Source organism: Pyrobaculum ferrireducens (genome assembly GCF_000234805.1).
In the GTDB taxonomy this organism is placed as follows: domain Archaea; phylum Thermoproteota; class Thermoprotei; order Thermoproteales; family Thermoproteaceae; genus Pyrobaculum; species Pyrobaculum ferrireducens.
In genome coordinates, this window is the sequence record NC_016645.1 from 1648117 (window position 1) to 1666958 (window position 18842).

Genomic DNA, 18842 nt, shown 5'->3' on the forward strand with positions numbered 1-18842 from the left:
GTGGGGGCTTCATATTTCATCAGCGTCTAGGGTTACGCAAGTCATAGTTTCTCCAGAATTTGGGTACCTTGAGATCTATCTGACCCGTCGCTATCCATTTAGCGAAGTAGTAATGATACCTTGCAGTTGTTTAGAAATCTTGTATATAGATCTAAGTATTAATTCACATTATTTGCAATTTAATTTATATATTTATTTAGTAATATTAGTAATACTGAGCTTTAAGTATATCTATTTAATTTTTCAAATATAATTCTTATTTTAATTTTCAAAACATCCCAACTATATTTGGTCTCTAGATCTTTCCTAACATTAGCACCCAACTCATATCTGAGCGACTCGTCCTTGATAAGTCTCTCTATTTGAGTTGCTAAGTTCACCACGTCATTAAACTTAGAAAGTAGGGCATTTTCGCCATACCTCAACACGCCTAACGAGCCGGGCGTCGCCTCGGCAACTATCGCGTTTCCAGCCGCCATGTAGTTGAACAAAGTGGACCTCTCCGACAGATAGACGGTGGGATACCTACTCGCCGTGAGAACCAGGACATCGCTGGCTCTCAACATCGAGAGCCTTAAGGGATCGTTGAAAGACGTCGGTTGGACAAGCACGTAGTTCCTTACGCCTACTTTCTCTATCAAGGACTTGATAAGCTTATTCTGTCCCCAGGTCTGTATTGCCAGTACGACATCTCTGTGTCTCTTCTCAATCAGTTTGAACGCGGTTATCAGCTTGTAGGTCCCGTGGTACCAGTGCCCGCCGCCGCTGTATCCAATTATTGTTTTTCCTTCTAGTTGTGGGTATTTTTCGTAGATGAGGTTTTTGGGTGCCTTGAGTGGGTCGAACACCTCTAGGTCTATCCCGAATGGGAGGTACTCGACGCATTTAAGGCCGTAGCTCTTAAGCAGAGTCTGTATTGCCCTAGACCACGCTATCACGCAGTCGGCGCGGCGGAACGCGGCGAAATCCACAGCGTTAAACGCCACGTCCTCCCTATCGCAGTGCCACAAATCCATCAAATCAACCACAACACGACGGCCAGCCCAACGAGCGGCAAGAACGCCTACTAGGTTCTTTATTATAATTGTTGAATATGGTATTTTGTCTATATAGGGCAGAATCGATAATTCCTTAGCGATAGCCGAAAGATTATAGGTCTTGTCTTGTCTATAACAGCTACTTATGAATCTCGAGGGATCTAGGCGTATCGCCTTAAGGCCTATATCGCGTATCCTAGTCCTAGTCGCCTCGTCGAGAACTGTTGCGTCTCGGGTTGCTAAGCCGCTGGTTCTGTACTTGTTTGGATTCAGTAAATGCCCGAACACAGTTCTTATGAGGTACACCGGAATACCCAGAGCCCTGGCGAAGAATATAGGCCGCGCGAATATTTTTACGTCGAAGGGGGTCAAATAGGCGGCGTCGGGAGGATCCACAGCCTTAGTCAGCCGGGTTTTTTAATAATTGTCGGTTCTTATCACGCGGGCGCGGCATCTCGCCGCGCTTTCTACCAACCTGCTAGGCATAGGACTTAAATAATGGCATCTATCTGCTTCCGTGTTTCCCCTATGTGAGGCGGTCGAGATCACGCCGGTTCTTAGGGGCATTGCTCCCTACGCCGCGTGGGGATCTGCGGTCAAGTACGGGGACTGGATATATATGTACGTCTCGCGGTGCGAGGGCTCTCGGTCGTGTTCCGTCGTCGCGTACAGGTCAAGGGACTACGCAAGCTTTTCCGAGGTCGGCGTGGTGTTGGAGGACGGCTTGACTGCGGCGCCGTTCTTCTGGGGGGACAGATACTATCTCGTCTACGTTGACAGGAAGAGAGGGAATAGGGTCAGGCTTGCGTCGTCTAGGGAGCCCGATTCCGGCTTTTCCGACTTGGCGATCCTGGCGACCCCGTCGTCATTCAACGCCGCCGAGGTCGACCTCGGTTGCAACGTCTACGTGCGCGGCAACGCCGTAGACGTCTTGGTGAGCAATATACTGCCCTACCCGCGCGGCCTCTGGGTCCTCCGCTTCACGCCCGGCGGAGGCTTTATAGGCGCTTGGAGGCTGGTGGCGGGCGCAGGTACGCCGGGGCCTTGGCACAGCTTGCATAACGCGTCTGCGTATAGGGTCGGCGACTACTACCTCCTGCTTTCGGCCTCGAACGACTACTCGGAGAAGCCCCATAGGGGGTACATCGTCGGCTTCGTGATGGATAGGCTCTACGACGTCGAGGGCGCCGGGAAGTTCGTGCTGCTCGACGCCTCGGCGGAGTCCCATAGGTTCGTCGGGAGGCGCGCCGTCCTGGGCGCCGACACGCCATCCCTATTGATGGATGGGGGCGGCGCCTACCTCTACCTCAGCGTCGTCGACAGAGAGGCCGGGGGGCCGTGGGATATATATTTAATCAAGTACAGGCAGTGCGCCTATGCCTACTAGGATTTTGGTGACGGGCATCGGCGGGATGGGCGGCTTCAACTTCGTCTCGGCCTTGAGGTATGCAGAGAGGGAGCTCGGCGGCCTCTATATCGTAGGGACCGACCACAGCCCCTACCACATAATGTTCGCCGACGTGGACGTGAGGGTGAGGTCGCCGAGGCACGACGATCCCGAGTTCCTCAAGCTCCTCGTGGAGCTGGCGAGGAGGTACTCGATAGAGTTCCTCCACCCGCACCCGAGCGTGGAGGCCAAGGTGGTCTCCGAGAATAGGGATGTCTTCCTCAAGATGGGGGTGAAGGTATATCTGCCCGATATCCGGGCCATATATCCCTCTAAGGACTTGATAGCCGAGCGGTTGCGCGCGGCGGACGTGCCGGTGCCCGAGACGGTGGTGGTCCGCGACGAGGAGGACGTGTATAGGGCCTTCGACGCCTTGGGGGGCCCTCTCTGGATAAGGGCTAAGGAGGGCGCCGGGGGCAGGCTGAGCCTGAAGGTCAACAGCCCCGAGGAGGCTTTGTACTGGATAAGGCTCAACGCCGTGCAGGGGAGGGCCAAGCCGGGCGATTTCTTGCTCCAGCGGTATCTGCCGGGGAGGGACGTGGCATACGACTCCCTCTGGTACGAGGGGAGGCTCGTCATGGCCTACGCGAGGGAGCGCCTGGAGTACCCGCTCCGCCATATATCGCTTTCCGGGATCACCGGCACCCCGTCGGTGGCCAGGTCTATCCGCGAGCCTGAGGTGGACGACGTGGGGAGGCGCGCCGTCCTAGCCCTGGACCCGAGGCCTCACGGCTTCTACTCGGTTGATCTGAAGCAGGGGGCTGATGGGAGGTTCTACGTGACTGAGGTGGACGGCAAGTGGCACACCACGGCGCCGTTGTGGGGGGAGGCCTTCGCCAGAGCGTATGGGGACCAGTGCATGAACCTCGCCTTTGTCTACCTCGAGCTCGGCCTCGGGAGGCCGGCGAGGTGCGGGGAGGGGCGCGTCGACGCCTTCCCCGAGGGTCACTACCTCATTAGGCAGATGGACATGGGGGTCCTCCTCTATAGGGAGAGCGATGGCCGCGTCTGGAGGATCAGATAGGGTGGTCGTCCTCGACTTCGACGGAGTGATAGCGAGGCTGGACGTAGACTGGGCGTCTCTGAGGCGCGCCGTCAGGGACAGGCTCGGCCTTGACGTGCGTAGCATAAACGAGGCGTTTAGAGAGCTCTGCGGCACCCCGTTCTTCTTCGCCCTACACGAGTTCGTGGAGGCTTATGAGGTCGAGTCGGCGGCTAGGGCAGGCGTGTTCCCCGACGTGGCGCATTTCCTGGAGAAGTGGAGCGGAGTTGCGGCGATAGCCAGCATGCAGTCGGAGCGCGCGATACGTCTGGCGCTGTCCCTATCCGGCCTAGACGAGGCCTTCTCCGAAATAGCGGCCAGGCCCCGCTTCTGCTCCAAGGAGGCCGAGCTGAGGCACTTCGCCGAGAAGTACGGCGCCGATAAGATAATCTTCGTCGACGACAGATACGACAACGTGGAGGTTTGCAGAAAGATCGGGATAGCCGGTTGCGTGCGGCTCGACAGGAGACGCGGCGATACCCTCAGCGCATTGCTCCACAACCTCTAACGCGCGCCGACCCTCCTCCAACATCTGTCCGAGATCGCGAGCCGCCGTGTGCTAGTGCCGCATCGCCGCGGCGTAAAGCCCGAGCCGTCTTCGATCGCCAGAGAGCCAACAACAGGCGTTGTCTGCAACAACACAGCCCACGGTAGGTGTTCGCCTATCCCCAGCGGGATGTACGGATGTTCATGCGGTATGTATACAAAGCCACAGCCCTCGCCTACAAGCCTGGTGGCTAGCTTCTCTCCGTATTTCACATAGCAACGCCACTTTCCTCTACACACCCCCAAGGGCTCTGTCTCAACTGCATTTGAAACTAGTCCGTACATGGCGGAGTCCCCCACAAGTCGCCTGATGTCGTCCATGAGGGATTTCTTCACATCGCCTGGCATGTATAGACGATACTCGCCGCTTGGGAACCCCAGTATTGACTTCAGTGATCTGTAGGTACCACCTGTAAGTGACCCGGCGGGGGAAAATATGCAGATCATGCCAATATTGACCTCGCCTTTTCAATTAGTTTTTCCCACGTGTAGTGCCTCTCCAGTAGAGATCTGGCGTTCCGCCCAATATACCTCCTTAGCCCCTCGTCTGCGGCGAGCACGAGGATTGCTTCCGCCATCTTCCCTGGGTTGTCAAGCTCTACTAGGTATCCAGTCTCCCCGTGAGTTAAGACTCCCCTCACCCCTAACGTGGCCTCGGCAAGTATTGCATTGCCGGTGGCCATATATTGATACATCGTGGTCCTCTCTGCTAGGTAAACCGCTGAGTACCTGGAGCCAGTAAGCACCAAAATGTCGGCTGATCGGAGGAACGAGAGGCGCAACGGATCGTTGGACAGGGGAGTCCTCTCTACATGAACCACATTCCTCAACCCCATCTCTCTAGCCATCTCCATAACCTCCCGCGGTGCTTGTATCAGCAGAGCCACGTCTCGTCTCTTTTCTTCCACTTTTTTAAAAGCTTTTAACAGCTTCCCCACGCCTAGTACCTCCTTACCTCCCACATACCAGAGCCCCCCGCTGTAGACTAACCTGACAGTCCCGCCGACATCTGGGTATCTATTAAGAAACAGAGAGGGAGGCACAGACATGGGGTCAAAGGTTTTTAGGTCAACCCCGAAGGGTAGATAGACAGAGCTGATCCCCATGCGCCTAAGAAGGCTATGGATAGCGCGTGACCACGCCAAGACGAGGTCCGCCTTCTTCAGCGATTTGAAATCCACGGCGTTTAAGTGCAGTGCGCTGTCTTCACAACTCCACAAATCCATCAAATCCACAACCACCTTCTTCCCTAGAAGCTTCGCCGCGTGGACTCCATAAGCGTTCATCACCACTATTCCCTCACCCCCCACCTTTTTTAGACATGGGACATACAAGGCTTCGTAAAACACTGAGTCGAGCAACCGGCTCCGATCTTGGCGGGGACATTTATAAAACACGCCCAACGGATCTCTAGAGGTGCTTTTCCGCGCCGATCTACCTGTTCCTCTCGCCGGTGCGTTGGGAACCTTCCCCGGACTGCGTACATAACCTGGAAAGGTCCTTAGGTAGTAGACAAGCATCCCGCAACATCTCTTGAAGAATATGGGCCGTGGATAAAACCTGGGATCAAAGATTGTGAAGTATATCCACTTCATAAATCTGATAACAGCTTTGTGGCCCTATCTACAAATTTTTCAAAAATCAAATCCCGTGCCTTCTCCAGCGACTTGTTGGAGTAGTGCCTCCACATCTTACCGTCGCTTAATAACCTGGCCAGCGCCTCCACGGCCTCGCCTTCGTCTTTATAGCCGATCCCTGCTTCGCCCAGCTGGGCGAGATCTGTCCAAGCCCCGCCGCTTTTATGCACCACTACGGGAACGCCGTGCCACATTGCCTCGGCCACTGCGATGCCCCAGTGCTCGTTTATTGTGGCGTGGAGAAAAACCCGGCAACTGGAGAGGACTCGATTTATCTCCCCCCTACTTAAATTTTTTAGTAGCGTCACGTTGTTCTTAAGGCCTCGGAATTCCACAAAGCTAGCCAAGCTCTGGTAGTAGCTGGCGCTTGTTGGCGTAGAGGCGTCCCCCATAATCACTAGGCGCACCTCCGGCACTTCTTTCACTATTAACGGCGCTACTCTCTCCAAGACCCAGTGATAGCGCTTCTCATGGGAATAGCGCCCAAGCATAACCACACACGGCTCCTGCTCCTCGAAACTAGCTCTCTGGCCGGGGTCCCCCCAGATTAGGGGGCAGGGGCGGGTTTAGCACAAGCGGCTCCTCTCCATACAAAGCCTTTACCACCTCGCCTGTCCACCGGGAATTTGTCAAGACAAGTTCCGCTACCTCGAAGGGGTTGCCACGGGCGTAGATTGGGTACAGCCTTGCGTATACCGCTACGTATATATTCAATGGAAATTTGCCGTATCTCTCCGACGTGTAGGGGTCATCTCTATAGTAAAACCCAAGTGGCGATACCTCCTGTTGAATGTGGCTTCCAAGGGGAAGTGGATATATTCCACAATAGGCACCTTCCCTACGATGGGTTTGTAGGTGGGCATATCTATAACCACTAGCCTTGGGCTGTACAGCTCCAGCGCCTTCTTAACGGGCCTCCACACAAATAGCCTTTGATGCAGCCCAAAGGACTTGAGGGTAATCCCGCCGGCCACCACAGGATACCTCCCCAGATCGATCCCAAACCTATCCATATATTTCTCCACCCTGAACTTCGTAAGCGAGGTAAGCACAGGTGTGTAACCGAGTCTCTCTGCGGCGACTGCAAGGCTTGCCATCACTAACTCCCCCCCCCCCCACCGGGCATGTCCCAGAAGTGGTGGGCAACTACACAGAAAAGGCCACCGGCCACATAGGGATTATACATCTGGTTTTTAAACAGCTACATCTAACCCGCCGTGCCAGGTGCCAGACTGCTGGCCGTGGGAAGCGGCGTCTTCACCCTACTCGTTTCGCTTATCTATGCTCTAACAGTCACACGCCGTCTCTCTACTCAAGACCTCGCCTTGGTGACTGTGATTAACGCGGGCCTCAGCGTTGCCATCGCCTTCATGGGCTACGTCACCACTTGGTACCCCAGAGTACTAGCTCAAGAGCCGCACCGCTACAACGAGCTGGTAGCTACCGAGTTGCTCACTTCGACAGTTGCGTGGGGCATATACGCCGCCTACCTAGCAACCACCGGCGTGCAAGATCCCGCGCTGTACCTACTAGGATACTTCATCATACTCCTCAATGGTTGGCCGGCGGGCGCCTACCTCTCCATATATAGCCAACGCCTCAGCGCAACGCTTACCTACGTCTCTCAGACCTTGAAGTTAGCAGGCGCCTACATGATAAGAAGCAACCCTACCTTATACCTAGTCCTACTAGTCAACACCCTCATGTCGGTCCCCACCTTTCTTTCCAAAGTAGCTAAGCCCAACTTCGGCGGAGTTATACACTTCCTCAAAACCGCGCTGAGAGGTGCCCCCTTCCAAACCCTAATCCTCCTGAATAGCCTAGTGAATGCGCTAGTCATCTACGCAATACAGCTCGCCGGAGGCGGCCCCCTACTGGCATACTACTACATCTTGTTCCAAATAACAAAGTCGGTATATCCAAGCTGGATACTCACATCCCTCATGTATGGCTCACTCTTAAAGGAGGAAGACAAAGTCAGGAGGTCCCTACTTGACGGCGCGGTAATAATTAGCATACATCTACTCGCCGCCGCCATCATGCTAAAAACACCACAGTGGTTTATAGCCCTACTCAGACCCGCCGAGATAAACAACCAGCCCCTAATAGAGGCCGTGGCGTACAACAGCCTAGCCCTCATATTAGGTAGCCACTCGCTCCACATAAACACCGTAATACTAGGCGTGGAGAAAAACATAGTAATTACACTAAAAGACAAGCCAGCTAAAGCACTAATATACGACCTCGCCACTTCCCCCCTCATCATCACACTAATGTACTACACATCGGCCTCACTTTCAGCAAAAGGCATGGTCCTTACCTTCGCCCTGTGGAGCGCCCTATCAACTGTTTACAGACTTAAACTATTAGGGTCGCAATACCGCCCCTTAGCAACTCAACTCTATCTTCCCACGCTAGTCGCATTTCTAGCCATCTACCTAACCCCCCTCCCCACAATACCATACAAAACCGAGAATATCATTACCACAATAACGACATACTTGCCCAACGCCCTGTTAATAGGAGCCACGTCATACCTGTACCTCTACGCACTATCGCCACCCACTAGAACAATAACAAAAATTCTCATCAACAAAATAATTCCTCAACGAGACACCACTCATTAAAAACAAAAATAGAATTAAACAAATATAGATTATTACCAAACATAATTTCAACTATCAATAACTCCACCATGCAGAGCTACTCCCCTTACTGGACTACTTCAGGCAGAATGCTTCACGGCTTTATCAGTCCCCCATAAAAATGGCAACTCTCACACAACTTCTAACAAAATATTTGCCTGTGTCATGTCTAGTGTGAGGAGATGTGTATCCCTTCTTAAGGCGAGGACTATGTACACCGCGTCATATATGACAATGCCGCGACGTAGCCTCGGGAGAGATTTGGGCCCCAGAAACTTTTGTGACCAGCTAATCGCCGGTTTTATGCCTACGTACGCCTTAGACCACAGCTGTGGCTTGTTGTAATTTATAGCAAGGGGGAAGATTAAGGGGGTAAGGACGGGGGGAACTGGGCCGAGGAGTTAAGAAGCTTTGTAGAGGAGTGGATTAGAGAGCTGGAGGCCGAGGAGAACATATCAGCACTCAAAGAGGACATCGATGCAGAGGTCCCAGCGGGATTCGCCCCAGACATCGGTCAGAAAGTTTAGTGATAGCCTCTGGAGTCTCAGACCTCGCAGCCCTTATCCTAAAGAGGCTGAAAAAACAAGCCACATAATACGCTCTATCTGGTAGATTGGTGGTGGAAAAGGTGGCAAATAGGATACGAGAGGCCTACAGGAGAGGACTAATTTAGAGGCGGCCTATGGGCTATTTCGAATCTTAACCAGCTACTAGAAAGGAAAATTAAGCTAAGCCGGAGTTGGCATACCTTGGTAGCGCCATGGACATCGCCATGACACGTTCAAAATTCGCAAGCGTGGCAAAGCTACGGTGGGCGGCTGGTTCGTGGCTTCCTCTTGACGAGGGCGTGCTCGTTGTGGCGTTCTTTAATAGCAACTTAAGGCCTCGTGTTTGCGCCTGCGATCTTTTGCATAGAATAGGCGAATGCCCCGACTATGGGCGTCGGCGTTTCGGAGGCAAGCTGTGGCTGGTTATGCCTCGTAATAGATGCATCGCCTATTGGATCCCCGGCGCGTGTGTGCTAGGTCCGTGGCTATGCTGGAGGCTATGCGGCTAGATTAGGGGCCCCTTCACCTTTTCTGTATGCCACCGTAGCGGTGTCTTCTTGCGGGGGGCCGAATAAAGAGGGGATTGTCTACACGAAGGTGGCCCGGCTATGTGGGAGAATGCCTCTGTCTAACGGGGCTACTCTCTGGTCAAGTGGCGGGGCTGGCGTCGCGGTGTGGGCCTGTTCTGCGGGTTGTGCCTATCCGTCTACCTGGCGCTGTGTGTGTCGCTGGTGGGCGTCTACGGGGGGTGGGAACATCTGTCGCCCGCCCGCGCCGCATGGTGACGGGCCTGGGGGGGAGTGCCGTGTTTATGTCTCGAGGGCTTTCTTCACGGCTTCTCTGTGGAGGGGTGTCTGCCACGCGACGTGTCTTCCTATTCCCAGCTCGGGATCCCTCTCGGGTGGTGGGGTGTCTATCCAGAACCAGGTGTCTCTTCTGTGTAGATTGTAGACTATGAGATTTCTCTTGTTTAACATGTCGATAAGTTCTTCGGGCGCGTCGGGGCTCCACAAGACGTCGGGGTCGTCTACGGCTTTTTCAAGCCAGTTGCGCCAGCGGCTCGCCAGCTGGGGGGTGACGTCTTTCTCCTTGGCGAGCCGCTCCACTAACCTCTCTACGTCCCAGCTGTGTTCGAGTAGGGTGGCCAGCGCCGAGGGGTTTCCGCCTGTCCACCTCCACACCTCCTCGAAGGGGGGCTTCTCGCCGGGGAGCTGATTGTAGAGTTGCCGGAAGCCCTCCTCCGGCATATTCCACATGAGGTATAGGTCGGCCCATCTGTGCCTCCCGATTTCTCTCCTCGTCGCGCCTTCACTTGTGGCGGCTACGGCGATTATGTTTTCGTACTCGCCTGGTGGGTATTCGATGAGGCCGAGCATCCACTTGACGTAGCTAGCCGCCTTGTCCAGGCCAATTGCTTGAAAAACGTCGTCTGCCAGCACCGCCACCTTCCTCTTCCTCTTCTTGCGTATGATGTATGTGGCGAGATGTATGGCGAGGTCTGCCAGCTTCACCTCGGCGACGCCGCTCCTCTCGGCGGCGGCCTCCGCCAGCTTCTTCGCTACCTCTTTTAGATCTACATATGCGATGTACTCTCTCTGAAGGGGGTTGACGTAGATTACGTCGAAGCCGAGCTCCCTCAGCAACTCGGCCGACTGCTTCAGCCAGGCGGTTTTGCCGCAACCCTCCGGTCCGAAGACCAGTTTTACAAACCTCGTCCCCCGGGTGGCCCACTCCTCAATTCTCTTCAGCCCGAGCTCTCTATCGACGAACTCGACGTCTACCCCCCTCGCCAGCTTCAGCCTAATTCTATTCACACGACGCTCCACATGCCGGAATTTAAAAATGCCCCCGGATGCGCCGAGGGACAGAACGCAGATCTCGTCTCACGCGCGGAATTTTTACTCCGTCCGCGTTTTGGGGCTGGTGGAGGTGTGCGTCGGGGGGCTGTTGGATCTCTGGTGGATGTGCTCAGATCCCCGGGTTTTAAGAGCAACTTAAGGCGTTGGTATTTAGCGCGGTGGGTGGTTGCCGCCGCGGTGGCTTGGGGCTCGTGCGGCTTTTTTGTAAGCCTGGTTTTAGATCGGAGTCGTGTGAGATTAGCAGATAAAGCTTAATAATAGGGACAGACGGGCTCAGCCTAACACCCTATTTCTAAAGATCTGCAGGCGTGGTTCTGGTCACCGCCAGCTCGGCGGATTTAGTCTTGCTATCGTTTTTGAGGGTTTAGCCTTCGGGCCCCAGGTGCTGTCTGATGTGGTTTGTTCGCGGGTGGAGAGGGAGGGTTTGTCTGGCGTGATTTTAGTCGGTGGGTCGTTTAGCTGTATCTACAGAGTGGTGTCTCTCGCGTAAGAGAGGACGCGGCGAGGGTTTTCAAAGCCGCATAGCCAGGCTCCCCTAGAGGCTGGCTCTCTTTGCGGGGTTGTGTGGAGATCGGCGTTGGGCGCCGGATTCAAAGCGCTAGTCTAACCACAGCACCTCCAAAAAGCCAACAAGGCAGACCTAGCGACGGCTAAGGGGTGGTATACAGCGCTTGCAAGCCACGCCGGAATTCTCTCCACCGCGAGAGATCCCGCCGCGGAATTAGAGGCGAAGCAAATAGACATGTCGAAGACGAGACGCATGATATCAACCTGGCGACTGTAAACATGTTGCTGGCTGGGTTCGCCTATGAGTCAAGTCGAGAGGCGTGGTTCCAGCTTCTCGGCCGCTGGGTGTAGATCTGAGGGCTAACCGTCCTTGCCGCTGTTGCGGGGTTATGAGCGGGCGCTCCCCTGTAATCCGGTGTTTTGTCTTGTGATATATTGAGGGGGCGTGGCACACCGGAGGAGTCGTGCCTTTTGTTGCTGGCAATCCGGCTACGGATGCGTTGTTGTGTGCGGTGTTGTGGATGCTTTGCTTCGGCGGTTTGCGGCTCCCCATGGGGCAGTTTATGAAGTCATGTATCTTTTACCACCGCGGTGGTGAGGTGTCGAAGGGGTAAGGCTGGGCTCTGAGAGGGATGTGGAGTGTCTATTTAGGGAGGTGCGCTGGTGGGGTCTAGCTCGTTCCTCGGGCGCTACCGCGGAGGCCACATGCGGGGATCTGTACCCCTAAATAAAGCGTGTGGCTCGTTGCGGCGTCTCTGGCGGATGCGACGGAGATGGCATGCGGTTTATTGTGTCTTGGCTGATGGCGGCTGTGTGGCTGTGGTTGCGATAACCTTTTAACACTGTGTGTTGTATTAGATGTGGAGGAGGTTGTTGAGGCTTTTGAAGAGGGTAGGAGGGTTAGGAGGGAGTGGGCTGATTGGGAGTTCATAAACTCGTTGCCTCCTAAGCTGAGGGCGGCTTTGAAGTACTACGTGGAGACGGGTGATATCTACGTGGCGTCGCGCATCGCCGGCCTCTCTGTCGATGAGTTTAACGAGCTGAGGATTAGGGCGCGTGTCCCCAGCGTCACGTGAGGCTCTTGCGGATACCTCTTTTCTAGTGGACTGGGCTAGGTATTCCAATCGGAATCTCCTGTTTAAGCTTTTTGACGTGGTGCACGTCCCCGAGTCTGTTTTGAGGGAAATTAAGCTACCGCCGGCTGTAGATTGGGTTGCGGAGAGCCTCGCCGCTGGTAACATGGCGCTTTTCACGGAGACCCCCGACGTGGAGGAGGAGGCGCGTAGAATTATGGCGGCTGGCTGTGATAAGCCGCTGAAGAGGGTGGACTTCCCCGAGGCTGTGTGCCTCGCCGCTGGGGTGAGGTTTGGGTACGTCGTCTTGACTGAAAACGGCGGCGCGTATTTTGCCCCGAGGGTGCTAGGCCTAGGGGTAGAGGTGTGGCGGGCGTTTGAGGTCATTGTTGAGGCGTGGCGCGCCGGCTACGTTGAGGATGTCGTCGGGGAGTTGAGGAGGTATGAGAGAGAGGCGTTGCATTTATAGAGTGGCGGCAAATCTACCCCTTTAGGGCTGGGTAAGGTTTTTAGCCGGCGTTTATTTAGACATGGTGGTGAGGCGCTCGGTCGCAGTGCCGCTTTTGCTGGATGGCAACCAGTTTCTGGACTTTCTAGAGCTGGAGAGGGGGTATAAGAAAGCTAAGCGACTTGTTGTAGAGTACTTAGTGCAGAATTACAAGGTTAGGAGCGCTAGTTACTTCAAGGTGTGGCACGAGGTGAAAGACGCGGTGAGGCGGCTCGGCCTGCCGTCTGCATACGCCCAGCAGGCGGTGAAAGACGCCATGGAGACGTACAACGCCTGGACTGAGGCTGGCAGGAGGCCTCCCGCGGTTAGGCGCGTAGCGCCCTACGTCGCCGAGACCTCATGGCGCCCCAATGCGCTTACATCGCTGTCAGTACGCCTAATGTCTGAGAGGTACGCCGCGGAGCTCTGGCCCCACAAGCGCTTCTGGCTCTTCGAGTGGCTGGTCAGAATAGGCAGAGCCAAGAGATCGTCTACGATACGGCTGAGGCGGGTGAAGAACAGGGTATACGCCGTGTTTACGTACGAGGTGGAACCCGAGGCGGGAAAGGAGCCCGTAGCGATCATGGCCTTCGACGTGAACGAAAATACGGTAGTTGCGGCTCGGGTGGACCTGAAGGCCACAGTCGACAGAGTGTCGCAGTGGAATCAGCAGTGGATTCAGCCCTCTATATCTATCCGCGTCTTTAGAACCGACTCCGGCCGTCTGGCGAAGAGATACGACGCGGTTAGGCGCAGGTGGGCGGAGGAGTTCACCGTAGAGATAGACGGAAAGAGGCTTTCTGGCGCCCACACGAGGGACTACAGGAAGAGGGTTAAGAGGTTGAGGGAGCGGGACAGGAAGCGGGATAAGGTAAACAAGGTCGCCCACGAGCTCACTAGGGAGCCAGCAGTCCTCGTGACGGAGAACGTCGGTAAAAAGCCGCAGGAGGAGAATGGTAGAGGACAAAAAGAGCCCACGGCTCAGACACCGGATAAAGCAGACGCCCATTAAGGCCGTGGTAGAGAAGGTTAGGGATAAGGCGGAGGAGAGGGGACTAAAGGTTCTGCTGGTGTCGGCCTACAGAAACTCTAAGACCTGTCCAATACACGGCGTTGAGATGTCCTTCCCCCTCGGCCCAAAGCTCGGCCTCTGCCCGAGGGGCCACTGGGTGCACAGAGACGTAGCCTCTGTGCTGAATATGTTGAAGAAGGCAACAGAGAAACTGGAGGGGAAGTACGCAGAAGCCGTTAAGAGAGCTCTATCCGCCGTGGACGAGAAGATGTTAGAGGAGTGGTCCAGGCAGGTGCTGGAAGCAGAGGGGTCTATCCGAACCCCAAGGCCCGCCGTGCTGGCCCGGGCCAGCCCCATGACCCCCGCCGGGCGAGGAGACGGTGACCCCGATGGGGACCGAGGGCGCCTATGAGCCGCCCCTCAGAGGGGCGGGGAGGAGGCCATGAGGACTTCAGAGAGTTGCTGAGAAGGGCAAATATTCCAATTGTCTTGTAGCGACTCCGCCATTGCACGGTAACCACCGTGGGATGGCACAGGTCAGTAAGGGCCGCCGCCGTAGTGTTGGGCCATCTGGTCATAGGCCGGTGTGTCGCAACCGCCGCGCCGTATGTGGAGATTTTGCGCACCGCACCGCGGCTTGACATCGATCTGCGATCTCACAAATGGGTAGCCTAGTTGGATAGGAGCGTCTGGGGTCTGGCTAGTTTCTGGATCTGGGCCGTTTGGGGTTGCTGGAGTATTTGTGTAGAGCGAGGGGGCGCCGTAGCGCGTCTGCGCTAGGTCCTTGGCTGTGCTGGAGGCTATGCGGCTAGATTAGGGGCGCCCTTCACCTTTTCTGGATACCGCCGTGGCGGCGCTGTGTGTGGCGGAAAAGTTTATAACTTCGTGTGTAGAAGAGAGGCGCCGGGCGGGCTCCCCTCAGTTCCCTATCTTCAGAGGTCTGTCCGCGTGGATCTGGTCATCGCCCGCCCGGCGAATGTAATTATGCCGAGGGTTTAAGAATCGGATGTGGGGAGGGTTTTGTGGTTTTTTGTGTTGTCTGGGTTTTTGGCTGAGTTTGTGGGTGGCGGATGTGAGGATCGCCTAGGTGCGGCGGCTAGCGGAGGGCTGTCTTGAGCTCTTCCAGCGCCTTTTCCAGTTCTTGGCTCCACTTGACTCGGGGTTTGAGGGACTCGGCGTATCTAATCACTCCTTGGACGAGCTTAACCACGTCGTAAGCCGCCTCCTCGCTACTCCTATACTTAGAAAGGGCCATGTCGGGATCCGGCCCGTGGTACTGGTAGTCGTGGAGGTTAAGGGCCTTGTCAGTCCACAGAGAGATGTCGGGGTGGCCTATCTGCTCCAGCATCTGGGAGAGGGTTTTCATCCTCCCAGTGGGCAGTCGGGGCACCGCCGTTGTCTCCAGCCACCTCCTCTCCTCCTCTGTCCTGGCGAGGGATTTCAGCTTGTCTAGCTCTAGCCTCAATAAGGCGGCCATTAGGGCTTTCCACGCCTGAGAGGCCTTGCCGGCGGCGTTTCTAACGAGGCCCTCTTCGAGGTATCTCAACGCCAGCCGGGCCTCGACGAAGGCCTCTAGGAGGCGGGCTGTTACATAGCCTTCGCTGGTGGGTTTAGGTAGGGGCTTATCCAAAGTCTTTGCCAGAGCCACGTCCACACTAGCCAGTTTATATTTAATTAATGTGGCTTTTGGTGGCCGCCGCTCTGTAGTGGGCAGGCGTGTGGACTGGGGTGGTGGCTGTAGGCACCTACCTCGACGCCTCCGTCTTTACCGGTGTCTAGCGTCTTTATGCGTGGTTCTGGAGTATTTTCCTTGCCTCGTCTAGCATTTTCTTGACTTTGTCTACGCCTGTTTTTACGTATTCTATTGTTAGCTTGCCTTCGTGGAATCCCCAGACGTGTAGGTCGTATGCGGCGTTCCAGCCGTCTTGGACCCAGTCGCCTAGGATTTTGGCGAGGGTTTTGCTCGCCATGCTGAGCAAGTAGGTGTACCACCTGCCCTCTCTGAGGAACCTGCCGTATTCGGGGGTTCTGTATTTCTCCGCCAGGGCCTTTACCACCTCTTCGGCGGCTTTGTAGGCCTTTTCGCTGGCCTGGACGGCGTCGCCTTTGTTTACGTACTCCTGGCACTCCTCCATGTACCTCTCGGCGAGTTTGAGCCTCTCCCTGGAGCTCTCCTCGGGATCCCCGGCGCTTAGGGCGTCAAGTAGGAGTTCCTCTACGTTAATTCCTCTCATCTCCAGCTTTTTAATCAGCTCCTCCACAGTGTGGTTGGGAACTTTATCTTTTAAATCTCTCCCCAGTGCCGGGCAACTGGGCACACCGCCACGCGGAAGTGCAGATGCGCGTCCTGGGCGCGCTGAAGAGGCGGCATGTGGGTAGATTTTTGGGGACCCCCCAGACTTAAAAACCTAGGCCTAGGGCAGAGCCGTCACCCGGGAGTTTTATAGACAATGCAGGTTCCGCGGCGGCCGCCGCGTCTTTGAGGCGTTTACCCGACGCGGGACGCGCGGTCAGGGCGGCTGTCGTGCGTCGGGTGGAGGCGGTCTTTCAATTCTAAGGGCCTGCCCCCCATCGGCGAACACCGCTTCGACGCTCGGGTTAGAGACGGCATAACGCCCTCTACGCCACCACGATGGACACAGCCTATACCTGCGTTTAGCTTAGAGCCACCTCCTAGCCTTGCGGGTAGGAACGGCGGCCTTCCACGCGCGATTCCCGCCGTGTGTTCTCTAAGGACTATCTTGCGGCCCGCGCCCGATCGCTTGGTGGTTGAGCAGTGCGTTCCGCAAGCCGGGGGCACGACGTCCTCTCGACTAGGCTTCTATTTAAACCGGGGGAGTAGCTTCCATATGCGGCTTTTGGAACAGCTTGATAGGGTGAAGAGGTATCTGGCCTTGCTGAGGGAGAGGCTGGAGGGGGGCGGGGACTTGTTTGCCCTTGAGCGCCTCGCGGAGCTCGTGGCCCAGTCTGTTCTCGACCTGGCGGCTATGTGGGCGGCGGCTGAGGGGGGGCGAGAAGCCGGCCACCTATAGGGATCTGGCGGCATTCTTGGCGCGGAAGATAGGCTAAGGGGGGTTCCTGAGGCGCCTCGCCTCTTTTAGGAATATAATTGTGCGTAGATATTACCAGCTGGACGAGGCGAGGGAGCTGGAGGCCTTCCGCGAGATCGCCTCCACTATGCCGCAGATCGTCGAGGCCCTGGAGGCGAAGTTGCCCGGCGATCCTTGCATAGACGACGTGGGGAGGCTGAGGGAGGTTTTCGAGAGGCACGGCGTGGTTTACGCCGTCGTCTTCGGCTCCGTGGCCAAGAAGGGGTGCGGCCGCGATCTTGACCTAGCCGTCAAGTTCACGAGGCCGGTAGGTCTGTGGGATCTCGCGGGCTTCGCGGCCGACGTGGCGGAGGCCCTGGGCCTCGACTACGGACAAGTAGACGTGGTGGACATAGACACGGCGCCCCCCGGCGTCCTCCTATCTATCCTCGAGGGAGTACCTGTGTACAACGAGGAGAGGGCGAGGGAGGACTTGGCGCGGAGGTACATAGAGCTCCTAGATGTGGGCGAGGCTTGGCACGCCGCACAGCAGAGGCTCGCGAGGCGGCGAGGCCGCGCGTAGAGAGATTTAGCCCCCGGCGATCCTTCATACCTCTATCAATCCGCCGCCTAGCCCATTCTCTGCCACTTCCTCAGATGTTGGGCCTCTCCGCCGTTAATTCGCGGACATACCGGACCTCCCGGCGGCATTCCCGACCCCCATTACGGCGGGGACAAAGCTGGAGACGGCGAGGGGCATGCGAATCCCGCATGTCTCCGACGCAGATCTGTTTATCGACCCCTCCTCTGGCCGTTATCTTTAGCGGCCTCCCGGGACCCCAATCCCCCTTCAACTACAGTTCTTAAAGAGCCGCGCCAGCTCTACACAACTATGTCTACGCACAACGCCTCAAGCCTATCGATTAGCTGTCTAGCCCCCGCGGTATGGGTATTCCTTAAAAACGGCGTTAGCTAACACATCGCGCCGACTACGGCTATGCCAATGGACCACGCCTACAGCCTCTTCTAACACCTCCCCTATCGGGAGCTACAGAACGCCCCACGTTACTTATTTATCCCAATACGGCGTACATACGTGACTATCCACGAAATAGTAGGACTTTCAAAAACTGTCTAGGCGGATTTTATCTCATAATAAGCTTTTAAACCTGCCGCATGTACGTGGATGTGGAGGTTTTGGAGAGGCCTCTCCCAAAGCCCTCTGCGGAGGACTACGTCAATGCCCGCCTTCTTGAGGCGCTTGTGGAGGCTGGGCTGGCTCTTGAGTACCTCCGCCGCGGCCTCGTTAGAAACGCAACGGGGAAGGCTTTTCAAGCTTGGAGAGCGTTGATGGCGGCCCTCCTCAGACTTGAGTTAGATAAGCTGAAGACTCTAGCCAGAAGCGACGAGGAGAAGAGGTGGCTAGAGTCCACCGCGGTGCCCCGGGTCCCGACCAGCCGTATGAAGGCTCTGTCCCAGTTGCTTGAGGAGGTTGGGCACGCTAAGATTGCCCTAGGAACTGCTCTGGCTCTTAATCTCCACGACTACCAGTACCACGGGCCGGATCCGGACATGGCCCTGTCGAAGTACCGTAGTAGGGAGGAGGCGGCTGGTGACATCCTATTGTTATTGAGGGAGCTCGCCGAGAGGGTAGAGGCGCTGAGGGGTAGGGTCAAGTGGGGCGGAGAGCTGGAGAAGGCGCTGGGGGAGCTGATGCGGGAGCTGGCGACGTAGCTACATATGTTTCTGGGTTTTGCGCTTCTCCACAGTCGTGGAGCCTTGAGGTATTGGAGAGTGGCGGGATAGGGGGATTTGCCGCGTGTAGGTGGGGGGTTTGTTGCCTGGCAGTTGGGTAGCCGTGGTGGTGTGTGGATAACTGCCTTATGTGCTGTACGGCGGCCTGGAGTTTTCTGTTGGATCTGCGCCGCTGTGCCTTACTGAGGCTGTGGAGATTTGCGGATATCTGCAGAATA

The 18842-nt window shown here is 56.0% G+C and carries 21 protein-coding genes; 11 read left to right on the forward strand and 10 right to left on the reverse strand.

Annotated features, from left to right (window positions below; all coding sequences use genetic code 11):
• Nucleotides 1-221: 221 nt before the first annotated feature.
• A complete protein-coding gene (locus tag P186_RS09190) occupies nt 222-1433 on the reverse strand; it encodes a glycosyltransferase (RefSeq protein WP_014289191.1) in 1212 nt (403 codons plus the stop codon).
• Between the two features lie 121 nt (nt 1434-1554).
• Here P186_RS09190 and P186_RS09195 point away from each other — a divergent pair, with 121 nt between their 5' ends.
• The 3 genes from P186_RS09195 to P186_RS09205 are packed head-to-tail and all read left to right on the forward strand — an operon-like array spanning nt 1555 to nt 4034.
• Nucleotides 1555-2424, forward strand: coding sequence for a glycoside hydrolase family protein (locus P186_RS09195; RefSeq protein ID WP_014289192.1), 870 nt, complete (start codon nt 1555-1557; stop codon nt 2422-2424).
• Nucleotides 2414-3508 (forward strand): ATP-grasp domain-containing protein, encoded by a 1095-nt coding sequence (locus P186_RS09200; RefSeq protein ID WP_014289193.1) that lies wholly within the window; start codon nt 2414-2416, stop codon nt 3506-3508. Before P186_RS09195 ends, P186_RS09200 begins: the two co-directional genes overlap by 11 nt.
• A 1-nt stretch (nt 3509) precedes the next feature.
• Complete coding sequence (locus P186_RS09205) at nt 3510-4034, forward strand: HAD family hydrolase (RefSeq protein WP_237179387.1); 525 nt, start codon at nt 3510-3512, stop codon at nt 4032-4034.
• On the opposite strand, the gene P186_RS09210 is transcribed toward P186_RS09205, so the two are convergent.
• Genes P186_RS09210 through P186_RS14355 form a run of 5 tightly spaced genes read right to left on the reverse strand, consistent with a single transcriptional unit; the run spans nt 4031 to nt 6806 of the window.
• On the reverse strand, nt 4031-4519 hold the full coding sequence (locus tag P186_RS09210; RefSeq protein ID WP_014289195.1) for a hypothetical protein: 489 nt from the start codon (nt 4517-4519) through the stop codon (nt 4031-4033). The two genes, P186_RS09205 and P186_RS09210, sit on opposite strands and share 4 nt — an antisense overlap.
• Nucleotides 4516-5667: a glycosyltransferase gene (locus P186_RS09215; protein ID WP_014289196.1), complete on the reverse strand. Its 1152-nt coding sequence runs from the start codon at nt 5665-5667 to the stop codon at nt 4516-4518. The genes P186_RS09210 and P186_RS09215 overlap by 4 nt, the downstream gene beginning before the upstream one ends.
• A complete protein-coding gene (locus tag P186_RS14345) occupies nt 5664-6200 on the reverse strand; it encodes a glycosyltransferase (protein ID WP_014289197.1) in 537 nt (178 codons plus the stop codon). Before P186_RS14345 ends, P186_RS09215 begins: the two co-directional genes overlap by 4 nt.
• A 28-nt stretch (nt 6201-6228) precedes the next feature.
• Nucleotides 6229-6423 carry a hypothetical protein gene (locus P186_RS14350; RefSeq protein ID WP_014289198.1) on the reverse strand — a complete coding sequence of 65 codons (195 nt, stop codon included), beginning with the start codon at nt 6421-6423 and terminating at the stop codon, nt 6229-6231.
• On the reverse strand, nt 6420-6806 hold the full coding sequence (locus tag P186_RS14355) for a hypothetical protein (RefSeq protein WP_014289199.1): 387 nt from the start codon (nt 6804-6806) through the stop codon (nt 6420-6422). Before P186_RS14355 ends, P186_RS14350 begins: the two co-directional genes overlap by 4 nt.
• Before the next feature lie 120 nt (nt 6807-6926).
• On the opposite strand from P186_RS14355, the gene P186_RS09225 reads away from it, so the two are divergent.
• Nucleotides 6927-8336: a hypothetical protein gene (locus tag P186_RS09225; RefSeq protein WP_014289200.1), complete on the forward strand. Its 1410-nt coding sequence runs from the start codon at nt 6927-6929 to the stop codon at nt 8334-8336.
• 1375 nt (nt 8337-9711) lie between these two features.
• Here the strand turns inward: P186_RS09225 and P186_RS09230 are convergent.
• On the reverse strand, nt 9712-10716 hold the full coding sequence (locus P186_RS09230) for an ATP-binding protein (RefSeq protein WP_014289201.1): 1005 nt from the start codon (nt 10714-10716) through the stop codon (nt 9712-9714).
• A gap of 648 nt (nt 10717-11364) precedes the next feature.
• Entirely contained in the window at nt 11365-11523 is a 159-nt protein-coding gene (locus tag P186_RS13860; RefSeq protein ID WP_158307142.1) for a hypothetical protein, read from the reverse strand.
• Nucleotides 11524-12128: 605 nt separating this feature from the next.
• Here P186_RS13860 and P186_RS09235 point away from each other — a divergent pair.
• The 4 genes from P186_RS09235 to P186_RS09250 all read left to right on the forward strand — a co-directional run bounded on the left by P186_RS09235 (nt 12129) and on the right by P186_RS09250 (nt 14252).
• The gene (locus P186_RS09235; RefSeq protein WP_014289202.1) at nt 12129-12344 is read left to right on the forward strand and encodes a hypothetical protein; all 216 of its coding nucleotides are present in this window, start codon (nt 12129-12131) and stop codon (nt 12342-12344) included.
• Nucleotides 12325-12810, forward strand: coding sequence for a DNA-binding protein (locus P186_RS09240; protein ID WP_148682921.1), 486 nt, complete (start codon nt 12325-12327; stop codon nt 12808-12810). Before P186_RS09235 ends, P186_RS09240 begins: the two co-directional genes overlap by 20 nt.
• 67 nt (nt 12811-12877) lie before the next feature.
• Nucleotides 12878-13840, forward strand: a complete 963-nt coding sequence (locus P186_RS09245; protein ID WP_162470309.1) for a hypothetical protein — start codon at nt 12878-12880, stop codon at nt 13838-13840.
• A 4-nt stretch (nt 13841-13844) separates the two neighbouring features.
• Nucleotides 13845-14252 (forward strand): zinc ribbon domain-containing protein, encoded by a 408-nt coding sequence (locus P186_RS09250; RefSeq protein WP_014289205.1) that lies wholly within the window; start codon nt 13845-13847, stop codon nt 14250-14252.
• Between the two features lie 684 nt (nt 14253-14936).
• On the opposite strand, the gene P186_RS09255 is transcribed toward P186_RS09250, so the two are convergent.
• The gene (locus tag P186_RS09255) at nt 14937-15494 is read right to left on the reverse strand and encodes a PaREP1 family protein (RefSeq protein ID WP_014289207.1); all 558 of its coding nucleotides are present in this window, start codon (nt 15492-15494) and stop codon (nt 14937-14939) included.
• Between the two features lie 130 nt (nt 15495-15624).
• Nucleotides 15625-16101: a PaREP1 family protein gene (locus P186_RS09260; RefSeq protein ID WP_148682924.1), complete on the reverse strand. Its 477-nt coding sequence runs from the start codon at nt 16099-16101 to the stop codon at nt 15625-15627.
• A 588-nt stretch (nt 16102-16689) separates the two neighbouring features.
• Between P186_RS09260 and P186_RS14360 the strand changes: the two genes are divergently transcribed.
• The 3 genes from P186_RS14360 to P186_RS09270 all read left to right on the forward strand — a co-directional run bounded on the left by P186_RS14360 (nt 16690) and on the right by P186_RS09270 (nt 18603).
• Nucleotides 16690-16872: a ribonuclease HepT family protein gene (locus tag P186_RS14360; protein ID WP_237179388.1), complete on the forward strand. Its 183-nt coding sequence runs from the start codon at nt 16690-16692 to the stop codon at nt 16870-16872.
• Nucleotides 16873-16951: 79 nt separating this feature from the next.
• Complete coding sequence (locus P186_RS09265; protein ID WP_237179389.1) at nt 16952-17452, forward strand: nucleotidyltransferase family protein; 501 nt, start codon at nt 16952-16954, stop codon at nt 17450-17452.
• Nucleotides 17453-18045: 593 nt separating this feature from the next.
• Nucleotides 18046-18603 carry a PaREP1 family protein gene (locus tag P186_RS09270; protein ID WP_014289209.1) on the forward strand — a complete coding sequence of 186 codons (558 nt, stop codon included), beginning with the start codon at nt 18046-18048 and terminating at the stop codon, nt 18601-18603.
• Nucleotides 18604-18842: the final 239 nt, after the last annotated feature.